Source organism: Blastococcus capsensis (assembly GCF_030165005.1).
In the GTDB taxonomy this organism is placed as follows: Bacteria; Actinomycetota; Actinomycetes; order Mycobacteriales; family Geodermatophilaceae; genus Blastococcus; species Blastococcus capsensis.
Window position 1 is genome coordinate 380,470 of record NZ_JASNNW010000001.1, and the last position, 14,743, is coordinate 395,212.

Here is a 14,743-nt window from a genome sequence, read left to right on the forward strand (position 1 = left end):
GGGCATAGGAGGCTATGCATACGCTCCTGGGGTCCCAGGCGTATGCGTAGCTTCCTATGCCTGGGCCCTCGCGTCGTTCCACGTGGAACCGTGAGTGACCTGTGCCACGGATTCCCCATCGGAGGCACCCCCGCGTCGCGGCGGCGGGGCGACACGAGTTAGATCGTCCCGTATGTGCGGCCTCAGCGGCGAGATCACGTTCGACGGCTCCATGGCCGACACCGGGGCGGTCGCCCGCATGGTCCAGGCCCTCGTGCCGCGCGGCCCCGACGGCCAGGGCTCGTGGAGCAACGGGCCGGTCGCCTTCGGCCACCGTCGGCTCTCGGTCATCGACCTCTCCACCTGCGGCTCGCAGCCCATGGTGGACACCGAGCTGGGGCTGACGGCGGTCTTCAACGGCTGCATCTACGACTACCAGGAACTACGGGCCGAGCTCGAGGGTCACGGCTACCGCTTCTTCTCGCACAGCGACACCGAGGTGATCCTCAAGGGCTACGCCCACTGGGGTACCGACGTCGTCTCGCACCTGCACGGCATGTTCGCCTTCGTCATCGCCGAGCGGGACACCGGCCGGGTCGTCATGGCCCGCGACCGGCTGGGCATCAAGCCGCTGTACCTGTCCGAGACGCCGGGCAAGCGGCTGCGGTTCGCCTCCACGCTGCCGGCCCTGCTCCGCGGCGGGGACGTCGACACCTCCGTCGACCCGGTCGCGCTGCACCACTACCTGACCTGGCACGCCGTCGTCCCGGCACCGCGCACCATCCTGAACGGCGTCCGCAAGCTGCCCCCGGCCACCGTGCGGGTGGTCGAGCCCGACGGCACGAGCACCGAGCACCGGTACTGGGAGGCCCGCTACGAGCGCCGTCCCGAGCACGCGAACTGGACCGCGCGCGACTGGGAGGACGCGATCGAGGAGGCGCTGCGGGTCGCCGTCCGCCGCCGCCTGGTCGCCGACATCCCGGTCGGCGTGCTGCTCTCCGGCGGCCTGGACTCCAGCCTGATCGTGGGCCTGCTGGCCGCTGAAGGACAGGGGGGGCTGTCGACGTACTCGATCGGCTTCGAGTCGGTGGGCGGCCGCGAGGGCGACGAGTTCCAGTACTCCGACGTCATCGCCGAGCACTTCGGCACCGACCACCACCGCATCCGGGTCGGCTCGGACGAGCTCGCCGGTTCGCTCGGCCACGCCATCAGCGCGATGGCCGAGCCGATGGTCAGCCACGACGTGGTGGCCTTCGACCTGCTGAGCGAGCGGGTGTCGCAGTCCATCCGCGTCGTCCAGTCCGGGCAGGGCGCCGACGAGGTGTTCGCCGGCTACCACTGGTATCCGCCGCTGGCCGGCGTCGGCCGCGAGCATGCGGTGCACACCTACGCGAAGGCGTTCTTCGACCGCGACCACGCCCAGATGGCCCGGGTGGTGTCCGACCGGTACGCGCTGTCTGCGGACCCGAGCCTGGCCTTCGTCCGCGCCCACATGGAGGCACCGGGGGCGCAGACCGCCGTCGACGCCGCGCTGCGCCTGGACAGCGAGATCATGCTGGTCGACGACCCGGTCAAGCGGGTGGACAACATGTCCATGGCATGGGGCCTGGAGGCGCGGGTGCCGTTCCTGGACCACGACCTGGTCGAGCTGGCCGCGATGTGCCCGCCGGAGCTGAAGCTGGCCGACGGCGGCAAGGGCGTGCTCAAGGCGATCGGGCGGCGGATCATCCCGCCGGAGGTGATCGACCGGCCGAAGGGCTACTTCCCGGTTCCGGCCATCACCCACCTCGAGGGCAAGGTGCTCGGGCTCGTCCGCGACGCCCTCTCCAGCGATGCCGCCCGCGACCGCGGCCTGTTCCGGCCGGAGTACGTGCGCGAGCTGCTCGGCGACCCCAACGGCGAGCTCACGCCGCTGCGCGGCAACAAGCTGTGGCAGCTGGGCCTGCTGGAGCTGTGGCTCCAGACCCACGGTGTCTGAGGAGCGGACCATGGCACCCCGGTTGGCCGGTCACCGCCGCCGCACGGCGGTCCCGTCCACGCCCGAGCTGACCAGCCGCTCCTGGCACGAGCCCACCGCCCACGAGATCGAGGGGATGGCCCAGGACGTCGTGCTGGACCTGGGCTGGGGGCAGCTGGCCTTCGGCCAGACCTTCCGGGACCTGGGCGGCATCGTCGACGTGCTGCGTGCCGAGGAGACCGGACGGCGGGACATCTGCGTCTACCCGCGCGACCCGCAGGTGCTCGTCGGGATGGCGCCGGACGAGCTGTTCATCGATCCCTCGCTCACCTACCGGCTGGACCTGCACCGCTACCGGCCCCGGGCCGAGGTCATCCGCGGCGTCTTCGTGCGGACGGTGACGTCGCAGGCAGAGATGGTGGCGATCAACGAGCTGTACGCGCGCAACGGCATGGTGGCCGCTGATCCCGAGACGATGTGGGCCAACCACCGCACGCGCACCTTTACCTACCTGGTGGCGGAGGACACCCGCACCGGCAAGGTCGTCGGCACCGTGACGGGTGTCGACCACACGCTGGCCTTCGACGACCCGGAGGGTGGCACGAGCCTGTGGTGCCTGGTGGCCGACAAGCAGGACGCCCCGCCGGGGGCCGGTGAGGCGCTGGTGCGGGTGCTGGCCGAGCGGTACGTGGCGCGCGGCCGGGCCTACCTGGACCTCTCGGTCATGCACGACAACACCGCGGCGATCACGCTGTACCGCAAGCTCGGCTTCGCCCGGGTCGCTGCCGTCTGCGTGAAGCGCAAGAACCCGATCAACACGCCGCTGTTCGCCGCGCGACCGCCGGGCCTGGAGCAGCTGAACCCGTACGCGCTGATCATCGCCGAGGAGGCGCTCCGGCGTGGCATCCGGGTGGAGGTCACCGACGCCGACTGGGGTGAGATGCGGCTGACGCTGGGCGGCCGGTCGGTGCTCACCCGGGAGTCGCTGTCGGAGTTCACCACCGCGGTGGCCCTGAGCCGCTGCGACGACAAGCGGGTCACCCGCCGGATCATGCGGCGGGCCGGGGTGCGGGTCGCGCAGGGCGCCCTGGCCTGCGAGGGCGACCTCGACGACGCGACGACGCTGCTGCATGCCGTCGGCGACGTCGTGGTCAAGCCCGCCCGCGGGGAGCAGGGGCGCGGGATCACCGTCGGCGTGCAGGACGACGCCGGCCTCGAGCGGGCGGTCGCGCTGGCGCTGCAGTTCTGCCCCGACGTGCTGGTCGAGGAGCGGGTGGACGGCGAGGACCTGCGGGTGGTGGTGATCGACCGGGAGGTCGTCGCCGCCGCCGTCCGCCGACCGGCGGAGATCGTGGGCGACGGCCGGCACGCCGTCGCCGACCTCGTGCGGTCCACCAGCCGGCGGCGCGAGCGGGCCACCGGCGGTGAATCGCGGATCCCGCTGGACGACACGACCGCCGAGGTGGTCGCCGAGTCGGGCTACGCGATGGACGACGTGCCGCGCAACGGGGAGCGGGTGCCCGTCCGGCGGACGGCGAACCTGCACACCGGCGGCACGATCGAGGACGTCACCGACCAGCTGCACCCGGACATCGCCGAGGCGGCCGTCCGCGCGGCCGAGGCGCTGGGCATCCCGGTCACCGGCATCGACTTCCTGGTGCCGGCGGTGGACGGCCCGGAGTACGTCTTCATCGAGGCCAACGAGCGCCCCGGCCTGGCCAACCACGAGCCGCAGCCCACGGCGGAGCGGTTCGTCGATCTGCTGTTCCCCGAGACCCGCCGCCGCTGAGGCGCCGTGCCAGGCATAGGAACCTTTACCTACGTCCGCAGCATCCGGAACGTAGGTAAAGCCTCCTATGCCCGACCCGCCGAGGCGGCTTCGGCAATAGCACTTGTGCTACTTTCCGCGGGTGGATGTCGTGGGGCTTCGGGAACTCCGTCAGCAGGCATCCGAGTTGGTGCGTCGCGTCCAGGCCGGCGAACAGGTCACGATCACCGTCGCCGGCCGAGCCAGCGCGCGGCTGGTCCCGGTGGCTCCACGCGCCTGGCGACGGTGGAGCGAGGTGGCTGAGCTCTTCACCGGCCCCGCCGACCCCTCGTGGGAGTCCGATCGCGCGCGCGTGGATCAGGAGCTCCGCGATCCCTGGTCCCGCCGGTGAGAGCACTCCTGGACACCAGCGTCCTCATCGCCACGGGCGTGGGTCCACTGGAGGGCGAGCTGGCGATCAGCGCCGTCACGCTGGCGGAGTTGCACTTCGGCGTCCTGGTGGCCGGCGAGCCGGCGGTGCGGGCCGAGCGTCTCCGCAGGCTCTCCGTGTTGCAGCGGCAGTTCGACGCGTTGCCCGTGGATGATGCGGTCGCGGCCAGCTACGGTCAGCTGGCCGCCGCCGTCGTGGCTGCCGGCCGACGACCTCGCGCGCCCGCCATGGATCTGCTGATCGCCGCGACGGCCCACGCGCACGGGGCCCGTCTGTACACCCGTAACGCGGGCGACCTCACCGGGCTCGACGAGCTTCTCGAGGTCGTTCCGGTCTGACGGCACCTGCGTCGGTCCACGAGGCCGAGCGCGCCGTCTCTCGCGGTCATCTTCCGGCGTGTACCGCGCCCATGGCCATGAGTGCGCTGGTCACAGGCCGAGTTCGGCGCGGATCTCGGCATCGTGCTGGCCGGGCCGGGGGACGCTGCCGACCGATCCCGGGGTCCGGGAGAACCGCGGGGCGACGTCGGGCTGCACGACGCCGTCGATCTCGACGAAGACGCCACGCGCCACGTTGTGCTGGTCCGCCGTGGCCTCGACCAGCGACCAGACGGGCGCGACGCAGGCGTCGGTGCCCTCGAACACCTGCCACCACTCCGCGCGGGTCCGGGCGGCGAACGCCTCGGTGAACCGCTCGCGCAGCGCCGGCCACCGGCGCGGGTCGCTGCGGTCGGGCAGCGATTCGTCGCCGGCCAGGCCCAGGCCCTCGAGCAGCGCGGCGTAGAACTGCTCCTCCAGGGCACCGACGGCGAGGAACTGCCCGTCGGCGCAGCGGTACACGTCGTAGAACGGGGCGCCGGTGTCGAGCAGGTTCCGGCCGCGCTCGTCGGTCCAGACGCCGGCGCCGACCATGCCGTGGATCATCGTGGTGAGGACGGCGGTGCCGTCGACGATCGCCGCGTCCACCACCTGCCCCTGACCGGTGGCGCGCGCGGAGATCAGCGCGGCCAGCGCGCCGAGCGCGAGGAACACTCCCCCACCGCCGAAGTCGCCCAGCAGGTTCAGCGGCGGTGCGGGGCGCTCGTCGGGGCGCCCGCTCGCCCCCAGGGCCCCGGTCAGCGCGATGTACCCGATGTCGTGCCCGGCGCTGTGCGCCAGCGGACCGGTCTGACCCCACCCGGTCATCCGGCCGTAGACCAGGGCCGGGTTCTCCCCCAGCAGTGCGTCGGGGCCCAGTCCCAGCCGCTCCATGACCCCGGGGCGGAATCCCTCGAGCAGGACGTCGGAGCGCCGCACGAGAGCCCGCACCACTTCGACGTCGGCGGCGTCCTTGAGGTCCAGCGCGATCGACCGCTTGCCGCGGTCGAGCAGGGAGGTCGCGCCGAGCGAGCCCAGCAGCCCGCTCCGCGCTCCGCGGCGGTCGATCCGGACGACGTCGGCACCCAGGTCGGCCAGCAGCATCCCGCAGAACGGCCCCGGTCCCAGCCCGGCGAACTCGACGACCCGCACACCCTCCAGCGGTCCCACGGCGTCCTCCTCTGCCCCGGGCCGACGGCGTGCGACCCTCCCGGGGGCACTCTGCCCGACACCGGAGACCGAAGGGGGCGAGGTCGCAGATGGCCTACCTGCTCGCGTCGCTCGGCGGCGCTCTGGGGGCGCTGGGACGGTGGGGGCTGGCCGAGGCCCTGCCGCCCTCCCCCACCGGCTGGCCGTGGGCCACGCTGCTGGTCAACCTGACCGGCTGTCTCCTGCTCGGCGCGCTGCTGGCCGCCCTGGCCGCCCGCTCCCCCGAGCCGCCGTGGGTGCGGCCCTTCCTCGGCATCGGGGTCCTGGGCGGGTACACGACGTACTCGACGTTCGCCGTCGAGGTCGTCCGTCTCGCCGAGGACGGATCGTCCCTGGCGGCTGCCGGGTACGTGCTGGCCTCCGTCGTCGGCGGGATCGCGGCCGTGGTGCTCGGCGCGTCGGCGATCCGGCGGCCGGCCCGGTGACCCCGCTCCTGGTGGTCCTCGGCGCCGCCGTCGGGGCGCCGCTGCGCCTGCTGGCCACCCGGGTCGCCGGCCGGGGCGGGCGGGACCCCGCGCCGGGCACGCTCGTGGTCAACATCGCCGGCAGCGCCCTGCTCGGTCTGCTGCTCGGCCTGGACGACGTCCCGGCCGGGCTGGCCGCGCTGGTCGGCACCGGGTTCTGCGGGGCGCTGACGACGTTCTCCACGTTCGGTGCCGACGTCGTCCGGCTGCGCGCCGAGGGCACGCTCGGCCGGTCGCTGGCGTACGTGGCGGGAACGCTCGTCCTGGGCATCGGTGCCGCCGCCGCCGGCTACCTGGTCGCCGGCGGGCTCTGACGGGGGCCGGCCCGGGACACCCACCCGGTGGGATCCGCGCCGACCCGGAGGGCGGAGTCGCGCCGCCCTGGATAGGGTCGGGGCGGTATGGCGGAGAACACGGATCAGAGGGTCGGGGCGGACAGTCCTGTCGTCGTGGTGGCCAACCGCCTCCCGGTCGACCAGGTCACCGACCCCGACGGCAGCGTCCGCTGGCAGCGGAGCCCCGGCGGGCTCGTCACCGCCCTGGAGCCGTTCGTGGCGGGGCGCGGGGGGGCCTGGGTCGGCTGGTCGGGGTCGGCCGGGGAGGCGCCGGAGCCCTTCGAGTCGGGCGGGATGTCGCTGATCCCCGTCCCGCTCTCGGAGGAGGAGGTCGATCACTACTACGAGGGGATGTCGAACGCCTCCCTCTGGCCGCTGTACCACGACGTGGTGGCCAAGCCGGAGTACCACCGGCACTGGTGGGACACCTACGTGCAGGTCAACAAGCGGTTCGCCGAGCGGGCCGCGGCCGTGGCGGCCGAGAACGCGATCGTCTGGGTGCACGACTACCAGCTGCAGCTGGTGCCGGCCATGCTCCGCCAGGCCCGGCCGGACCTGACCATCGGCTTCTTCCTGCACATCCCGTTCCCGCCGTACGAGTTGTTCACCCAGCTGCCCTGGCGGGGGGCGATCATCGAGGGCCTCCTCGGCGCGGACCTCGTGGGCTTCCAGCGGCCGTCGGCGGCGGCGAACTTCGTCCAGCTAGCCCGCCGGCTGCACGAGTTGGACTGCCGCCGCAACCAGATCTCCTACGACGGTCGGGTGGTCACGGCCCGGGCCTTCCCGATCTCCATCGACGTGGCCGCCTTCGACGAGCTCGCCCGCTCCCCGGAGGTCGCTGCCCGCGCTGCGGAGATCCGCAAGGAGCTGGGCAGCCCGAGCAAGATGATCCTTGGGGTGGACCGGCTGGACTACACCAAGGGCATCAGCGTCCGGCTGGAGGCCTTCCAGGAGCTCCTGGAGGACGGCGCCCTCGATGCAGCGGACACCGTGCTGGTGCAGGTGGCCACCCCCAGCCGCGAGCGGGTCGAGCACTACGTGCACATGCGCGAGACGATCGAGCAGCAGGTCGGCCACATCAACGGGGTCTACGGATCGATGACCGGGCCCGCGGTGCACTACTTCAACCAGTCGATGCCGCGCGAGGAGCTGGCCGCGCTCTACCGTGCGGCCGACGTCATGCTGGTCACGCCGTACCGCGACGGCATGAACCTGGTGGCCAAGGAGTACGTGGCCGCGCGCGGCGACCTGCGCGGTGCCCTGGTGCTCTCCGAGTTCGCCGGCGCCGCCGCGGAGCTCAAGCAGGCGTTCCTCGTGAACCCGCACGACATCGCCGGGGTGAAGAACCAGCTGGTGCGCGCGCTGCGCATCGAGCCGGCCGAAGCGGGGAAGCGCATGCGGGCCATGCGCCGGCATCTGTTCAAGAACGACCTGGAGCACTGGGCCGGGTCCTTCTTCGAGGCGTTGCGCGGGCAGGCATGACCTTCTCCCCCGCCCTCGACGACGCTGTCGCGGCCATCGCCGGTCGACGACCGCTGCTGGTGGCCAGCGACTACGACGGCGTCCTGGCCCGGCTGCGCGACGACCCCGCGGCCGCGGTGCCCGAGCCCGGTGTGGCCGAGGTGCTCGCCCGGCTGGCCGCCACCGGCGGTGTCACCGTGGCGTTGGTGAGTGGCCGTGGCATGGAGGACCTGCGGAGGACCAGCGGGCTGACCGGGCCGTTCCGGTGGGTCGGGAGCCACGGTGCCGAGTACGACGGGCCGCTGGCGGCGGAGCTGGCCGGTCGCCGGGACGAGCTGGCCCGGAGGCTGGATCCCCTGGTCACCGCGACCTCCGGTGCCCGGCTCGAGGTGAAGCCCGCCAGTGTGGCCGTCCACGTCCGGCAGGTCCCCGATCGCGCACGGGCTGCCGCGCTCCTCGCGCAGGCCCGCGAGCTCGCGGATCCGTCACTGACGATGAAGCCCGGCAAGGACGTGCTCGAGCTGGCCGTCACGGATGCCGACAAGGGCTCGGCGCTGCGCCGGCTGGTTGCCGACCTCGGTGCGGCCGCGGCGGTCTACCTGGGTGACGACGTGACCGACGAGGACGGATTCCGCGCACTCGGGCCGGACGACGTGACGGTCAAGGTGGGCGAGGGGAACACGGCGGCTCGGTTCCGGGTCGCCGGACCCGCGGACGCCGTCGCGCTGCTCGACGGGCTGGCCGACCGACTCGGCTGACCACGCCGCCGCCCGACGGGTTCCGACCGGCCGGGAATGACCGATGCCGTCGTGCGCGGTCGGCGCCTTGCTCGTGTCGGCACGGTGTCCACGGCACGCGTGCCATCGAGGTCGTACCGGAATCGCCCGACGCGATGACCATTCTTCCCGTGTCGACACATCGGCCTCGCACATCGGCTGATGCCGTCCATGCATCACGATGTGGGAATGGCGCGCGCGAAGTGCGTCATTCCAATGGTGGAGTCACCACAATGAGCGCGAAGCCACTTCACACAACCGCGCTCTCTCCTCTTGGACGGTCTCTCGTGAACTCCCCTGTCTCCTCCTCCGTCGCCACGCGACGTGCCGGGTGGTTCGCCGACCGCCCACTCGCGGTGAAGTTCGGCATCCTGGTCGGGGTCGTCGTCCTCGCCTTCGGCGGGCTGCTGACCGCGGTGCTCATCGGCAACGCTCAGGTCCGCTCGGCCAACTCAGACGTGGCGCTCCTGAGTCAGGCGCAGGCGCTCGTCCTGCAGCTGGACACCCGCGCCAGCGAGCTGAAGGTGGACGGCTTCAAGGCGCTCGTCCGCGACAACCCTTCCGAGCAGCTCGCGGAGCTGGCAGACGACGTCGCCGCCCCGGTCGAACTGGTGGCCCAGCTGGCCGAACTGCCCCTGACCGGGGAGTCCGCGCAGGTCGTGGCGGACGTCGAGGCGACCTTCGGCGACTACACCGACGGCATCACCGCCTTCGTCGACGCGGCCGTGGCCGACCAGGCCGGTACTCGCGGCCAGTGGGAGGAGATCCAGGCCGCCAACGACCTGACCGACGGCTCCGTGAGCGCGGCCAAGGACGTCCTGGCTGCCGAGACCACCGCCGCCGGACAGCGGATGGACGACGCGATCGCTCGCTCGCAGACCATCAGCATCGTGGCGGCGGTCGCCGGTGTGCTGGTCATCCTGGTGATCAGCCGGATGACCATGCGGTCGGTCACCCGCCCGGTCCAGCAGGTGAAGGAGTCCCTGGAGGCGCTGGCCGGCGGTGACCTGACCGTCGCCACGGGCGTCGCCTCCCGGGACGAGGTCGGTCAGATGGCCGCCTCCCTGGACGCCGCCCGCACCAACCTCCGGGACGTCCTGTCCTCGGTCGCCGATTCGGCCGGGGCGGTGGCGGCCAGCAGCGAGGAGTTGTCGGCCTCGTCCGGCCAGATCTCGGCCTCGGCCGAGGAGACCTCGGCGCAGTCCGGCGTGGTCGCCGGTGCGGCGGAGGAGGTGTCCCGCAGCGTGCAGACCGTCGCAGCGGGGGCGGAGCAGATGGGTGCCTCCATCCGGGAGATCGCCAGCAACGCCGCGGAGGCCAGCGAGGTCGCCGCCCGTGCGGTGGACGCCGCAGCCGCCACCACCGCGACCGTCGCCAAGCTGGGGGACTCCTCGACCGAGATCGGCAACGTCGTCAAGGTCATCACCTCGATCGCCGAGCAGACGAACCTGCTGGCGCTCAACGCCACCATCGAGGCCGCCCGGGCCGGTGAGGCCGGCAAGGGCTTCGCGGTCGTGGCCAACGAGGTCAAGGAGCTCGCCCAGGAGACGGCGAAGGCGACCGAGGACATCGCCAAGCGGGTGCTGGCGATCCAGGGTGACACCACCGCTGCCGTCGCCGCCATCGAGGAGATCTCCACGATCGTCGCGCAGATCTCCGACCGGCAGACCACGATCGCCTCGGCGGTGGAGGAGCAGACCGCCACCACCAACGAGATGTCACGGTCGGTGCAGGAGGCCGCCGGTGGCACCACCCAGATCGCCGAGAACATCACCGGCGTGTCGGAGGCTGCCGGCTCCACCACGCAGGCCCTCACCCAGACCCGCGTGGCGGTGGACGAGCTGTCGCGGATGGCCGCCGGCCTGCGCACCACCGTCGGGCGGTTCACCTACTGACCGGCTGAGCGATCCCGCTGGAGGGGAGCGCACGACCACCACGGTCGTGCGCTCCCCTTCTTTCGTGAATGGCGAATCGGAAATGTCGACAAGACGCCAGTCCGGACTCGGTGATCGACCTTTCCTGCCGCCATTCCGCGACACGCGTGAAGATTCGGCCGGTCATCGTCCGGAATGTCGCATGCTTGGCCCGGCAACCGCCAGGAACATTCGCGCCGGGGGCAACCCGCTCGTCGGCGCCGCGGAGTGCCCGGCAGCACAAACAAGGAGCAGTACATCGTGAGCAGCAGCACCATGCCGGCCCGCCGCCGCGGCCGCTGGTTTCTCGACCGCCCCCTCGCCGTCAAGCTCGCTGCCGTGGTGGCGACCATGGGTCTCGTCGCACTGGTCATCGCGTGGGTCGGCGTCAGCGGCGTCCAGGAACTGCGCGACGGCGAGCAGCGCCTCTACGAGCAGAACGTCCAGCCGATGGACACCTTGGGCGCCATCCAGCGCAGCTTTCAGGGCGACCGTGTCCGCATCGTGTCCTACAACGTCGCTGACGCCGAGACCCGGGCCTTCCTCCGCGAGAATCTGACCGAGCGGCAGACGGAGCTACAGGACCTCCTCGCCGAGTACGAGGGCAAGCAGGCCGACGACGCCGCGTGGACGGCGGTCACCGAGGCGCTGACGGCGTACTACGCCAACGCCACGGAGCAGATGAACGCGATCGACGCCGGTTCTGCCGCGTTCTACGGGTTCAACGAGGAGAAGCCGCTGGCCAGCGGGGTCATGAATCCCTACGCCGTCGAGAGCGAGGCGCAGGCCGCACAGGCGGCGGCCGAAGCAGCCGCCGGTGAGGAGCTCGCCCGCGAGGTCGTGCTGCACATCGCCCTCACGCTCCTCGTCGGCCTGGTGCTCGCCAGCGCACTGGCCGTGCTCGTGGTCCGTCTCCTGACCCGGACGGTTCGGTCGGTCCACGCCGCGATCGATGCCCTGGCCGCCGGGAATCTGACGCGCGCACCGGAGGCTCACTCGGCGGACGAGCTCGGCCGCATGGCCGGCGCTCTCGGCGCGGCGCAGGCGACCCTGCGAGAGGTGATGTCCTCGGTCGTCGACTCGGCGGATGCGGTGGCGGCGTCGTCGGAGGAGCTGAGCGCCTCGTCGGCGCAGATCTCGGCGTCGGCGGAGGAGACCAGCGCGCAGTCCGGTGTGGTGTCGGGTGCTGCGGAGGAGGTGTCGCGCAGCGTGCAGACGGTGGCTGCGGGTGCCGAGCAGATGGGGGCGAGCATCCGGGAGATCGCCAGCAATGCGGCGGAGGCCTCGGAGGTGGCGGCGCGTGCGGTGACGGCGGCGGAGACGACGACGGCGACGGTGGCGAAGCTGGGCGAGTCGAGCGCGGAGATCGGCAACGTGGTGAAGGTGATCACCTCGATCGCGGAGCAGACGAACCTGCTGGCGTTGAACGCCACGATCGAGGCCGCGCGTGCCGGTGAGGCGGGCAAGGGGTTCGCGGTGGTGGCGAACGAGGTGAAGGAGCTGGCGCAGGAGACGGCGAAGGCGACCGAGGACATCGCCCGCCGGGTGCTGGCCATCCAGGGGGACACGGGTGCGGCGGTGGCCGCGATCGGGGAGATCTCGCAGATCGTGGCGCAGATCTCGGATCGGCAGACCACCATCGCCTCGGCGGTGGAGGAGCAGACGGCGACGACGAACGAGATGTCGCGGTCGGTGCAGGAAGCCGCCGGCGGCACCACGCAGATCGCGCAGAACATCACCGGTGTCTCCGAGGCGGCCGGCTCCACCACCCAGGCCCTCACCCAGACGCGCACCGCCGTCGACGAGCTGTCCCGGATGGCCGCCGAACTGCGCACCAGCGTCGGCCGCTTCACCTACTGACGGATCGACTTCCCTCGCCGGCCATGCATGGTCCGGCGGGGGACGTCGGCTCGCCCCCCGGCCAGCCGGCCGCCGTTACTGCTCAAACACCCATCAGATCAGCGGCCGGAAGGAATGTGGCCGCCGGTCCCGGTTCGGCGAAGAGAAATCCCTGGGCGTATCCACAGCCGAGCCGCCGGAGCACGTCGGCCTGCCCGGGTCGCTCGACGCCCTCGACGACCACGTCGAGCCCGAGATCGCCGCCCAGGGCCAGCAGCGCGCGCATGAAGCGCTCGGTGACCGGGTTGGTGTCCAGGTCGCCGGTGAATTCGCGATCGATCTTCAGGTACTGCAGGGGGATCTGGCGCAGGTGCACCAGCGAGGAGTACCCGGTGCCGAAGTCGTCGAGCGCCAGCCCCGCGCCGATGCTCCGGAGGCGCGCCGTCACCGCCCGGGCGGCGGGCAGGTCGGCCAGCAGGGAGTCCTCCGTGATCTCCAGGACCAGCTGCTCCGGGGCGAGCCCGTACCGGGAGATGACGCCGGCCACGGCGTCGGGGAAGGTCGGGTCGACGATGACCGCCGGCGGGATGTTGACGCTCATCCTCAGCCGTCGGTGGCCGATCTCCACCGACCAGCGGGCCAGCTGGGCGCCTGCCACCTCGAGCACGTGGGCCGTGAGCTCCGGCAGCAGATCGGCTCGGGCCGCCATCGGCACGAACACGTCCGGAGGGACGTCCTCGCTGCCGTGCCGCCACCGGGCGAGCGCCTCGAAGGCGACGGGCGCACCACTGCCCAGCTCGATGATCGGCTGGTAGACGACGTCGATCCCGCCCGCGTCGACGGCTCGGCGGAGCGGGCCGCGCAGCGCCAGGTCCCGCGCTCCGGGCAACGTCATGGCCGGGTCGTAGAGCGCGATGCGGTGCTTGCCGGCCGCCTTCGCGGAGTACATGGCGATGTCGGCGTGGCTGAGCAGCACCTCGGCGGCAACGGGTTCGTCGTGGCCGGTCAGGTCCGCCACGCCCATGCTCACCGCGGCGGTGAGCTGCGCATGGCCCTTGGCGATGACGAACGGCTCGCGCATGCTGTCGAGGATCCGCCGACCGGTGACCAGCGGATCGCCGCCGTCCTCGAGCAGTACGGCGAACTCGTCCCCGCTGAGCCGAGCCAGGGTGTCACCCGCGCGGAGGGCGCCCAGGACGCGTTCCCCCACGCGCACGAGCAGGTCGTCGCCCGCGGCGTGGCCCAGGCGGTCGTTGACCGCCTTGAAGTCGTCCAGGTCGAACAGCAGGACCGCCACCGGCCGGTGGTCCCGGCGGTGCAGCTCCACCGCGTGCTGCAGGCGGTCGAGGAACATCGCCCGGTTGGGCAGGCCCGTGAGCTGGTCGTGCAGGGCGAGCCAGCGGAGTTCTATCGACCGGTCCTCGGCCTCTTCCCGGAGGGTCTCGGCCTCCAGCACCCGGCCGAGCAGATCGGCGAGAAGCCGGAGCACGGGTGCGTGATCCAGCAGGCTCGTGGGCTGGATCTCCGGGTCCAGCCCGCAGATGGTGCCGAAGAGGCTGCCGTCGCCGGCGCGGATGGGGATACCGACGTAGGCCCCGATCCGCAGCTCCCGGGTGACGCCGGCGGCCGCGAACCGTGGGACCGCCATCGCGTCGGGCGCGATGTGAGGTGCCTCGCCGGTCACCATGAACTGGCAGTAGGAGTCGGACCAGTCGTGCGAGTCGCCGACCGCCTTCCCGTACACGTCGTCCTGCACGGAGACGTGGACCTGCCGGCCGTTCTCCTGCCGGCTGACCGACCAGAACCCGAGGGGAACGGCCGCCTTGAGGTAGCGGACCACCTCCGCGCACGCTTCCTCGAAGCTCATCAGCGGCAGCGACGACTCGAGCCGCATGGCACTCCCCTGTCTTCCGGTATCCGGGGACATCCCGCATCCGGAACGGAATCGTCCCCGGCGGGCGGCTGGTTGAGGGGACCACCCCGGGAGGGTGGGCGGCGTGGACAAGCTGTCCCGAATGGTCACCGGTCTGCGCACTCCCGTCGGCCGTTCTTGCGCATGCACCGCCGCCTGCCGGTCATGCGCAGTGGCGCCATGTCGACAGCTTCGAAGCGGTCACCGACCAATCTTTCGCGGCCCACCCGACACGCCGAAACAGCGGAGGGCCCGGGTTCGCCAGAGCCCTACATTTTCGCCTGCCGCCGCACGACGGAATGGACAGTCCGCCACTGGCAACCATCCGGCTGTGACGCAGGCCC

The 14,743-nt window shown here is 72.1% G+C and carries 12 protein-coding genes; 10 read left to right on the forward strand and 2 right to left on the reverse strand.

The window, feature by feature from the left end:
- Window positions 1-172 precede the first annotated feature (172 nt).
- The 4 genes from QOZ86_RS01780 (at window position 173) to QOZ86_RS01790 (ending at window position 4,472) form a co-directional block, all read left to right on the forward strand.
- Window positions 173-1,957 carry an N-acetylglutaminylglutamine amidotransferase gene (locus tag QOZ86_RS01780; RefSeq protein ID WP_284490224.1) on the forward strand — a complete coding sequence of 595 codons (1,785 nt, stop codon included), beginning with the start codon at window positions 173-175 and terminating at the stop codon, window positions 1,955-1,957.
- 10 nt (window positions 1,958-1,967) lie between these two features.
- Window positions 1,968-3,725: an N-acetylglutaminylglutamine synthetase gene (ngg, locus tag QOZ86_RS01785; protein WP_284490225.1), complete on the forward strand. Its 1,758-nt coding sequence runs from the start codon at window positions 1,968-1,970 to the stop codon at window positions 3,723-3,725.
- A 130-nt stretch (window positions 3,726-3,855) separates the two neighbouring features.
- Entirely contained in the window at window positions 3,856-4,095 is a 240-nt protein-coding gene (locus tag QOZ86_RS21110; RefSeq protein ID WP_431521193.1) for a type II toxin-antitoxin system Phd/YefM family antitoxin, read from the forward strand.
- Window positions 4,092-4,472, forward strand: coding sequence for a type II toxin-antitoxin system VapC family toxin (locus QOZ86_RS01790; RefSeq protein ID WP_284490226.1), 381 nt, complete (start codon window positions 4,092-4,094; stop codon window positions 4,470-4,472). The genes QOZ86_RS21110 and QOZ86_RS01790 overlap by 4 nt, the downstream gene beginning before the upstream one ends.
- Before the next feature lie 90 nt (window positions 4,473-4,562).
- Here QOZ86_RS01790 and QOZ86_RS01795 read toward each other — a convergent pair whose 3' ends face one another.
- Window positions 4,563-5,660 (reverse strand): CaiB/BaiF CoA transferase family protein, encoded by a 1,098-nt coding sequence (locus tag QOZ86_RS01795; protein WP_284490227.1) that lies wholly within the window; start codon window positions 5,658-5,660, stop codon window positions 4,563-4,565.
- A gap of 89 nt (window positions 5,661-5,749) precedes the next feature.
- On the opposite strand from QOZ86_RS01795, the gene crcB reads away from it, so the two are divergent.
- The 6 genes from crcB (at window position 5,750) to QOZ86_RS01825 (ending at window position 12,508) form a co-directional block, all read left to right on the forward strand.
- Complete coding sequence (gene crcB / locus QOZ86_RS01800) at window positions 5,750-6,124, forward strand: fluoride efflux transporter CrcB (RefSeq protein WP_284490228.1); 375 nt, start codon at window positions 5,750-5,752, stop codon at window positions 6,122-6,124.
- On the forward strand, window positions 6,121-6,477 hold the full coding sequence (locus QOZ86_RS01805; RefSeq protein ID WP_284490229.1) for a fluoride efflux transporter FluC: 357 nt from the start codon (window positions 6,121-6,123) through the stop codon (window positions 6,475-6,477). Before crcB ends, QOZ86_RS01805 begins: the two co-directional genes overlap by 4 nt.
- 138 nt (window positions 6,478-6,615) lie before the next feature.
- Window positions 6,616-7,980, forward strand: a complete 1,365-nt coding sequence (locus tag QOZ86_RS01810; protein ID WP_284490230.1) for an alpha,alpha-trehalose-phosphate synthase (UDP-forming) — start codon at window positions 6,616-6,618, stop codon at window positions 7,978-7,980.
- A complete protein-coding gene (gene otsB / locus QOZ86_RS01815; protein WP_284490231.1) occupies window positions 7,977-8,717 on the forward strand; it encodes a trehalose-phosphatase in 741 nt (246 codons plus the stop codon). The genes QOZ86_RS01810 and otsB overlap by 4 nt, the downstream gene beginning before the upstream one ends.
- Before the next feature lie 305 nt (window positions 8,718-9,022).
- Window positions 9,023-10,630 (forward strand): methyl-accepting chemotaxis protein, encoded by a 1,608-nt coding sequence (locus QOZ86_RS01820; protein ID WP_284490232.1) that lies wholly within the window; start codon window positions 9,023-9,025, stop codon window positions 10,628-10,630.
- Window positions 10,631-10,909: 279 nt separating this feature from the next.
- The gene (locus QOZ86_RS01825) at window positions 10,910-12,508 is read left to right on the forward strand and encodes a methyl-accepting chemotaxis protein (RefSeq protein WP_284490233.1); all 1,599 of its coding nucleotides are present in this window, start codon (window positions 10,910-10,912) and stop codon (window positions 12,506-12,508) included.
- An 82-nt stretch (window positions 12,509-12,590) separates the two neighbouring features.
- On the opposite strand, the gene QOZ86_RS01830 is transcribed toward QOZ86_RS01825, so the two are convergent.
- Window positions 12,591-14,381, reverse strand: coding sequence for a bifunctional diguanylate cyclase/phosphodiesterase (locus tag QOZ86_RS01830; protein WP_284490234.1), 1,791 nt, complete (start codon window positions 14,379-14,381; stop codon window positions 12,591-12,593).
- Between the last annotated feature and the right edge of the window lie 362 nt (window positions 14,382-14,743).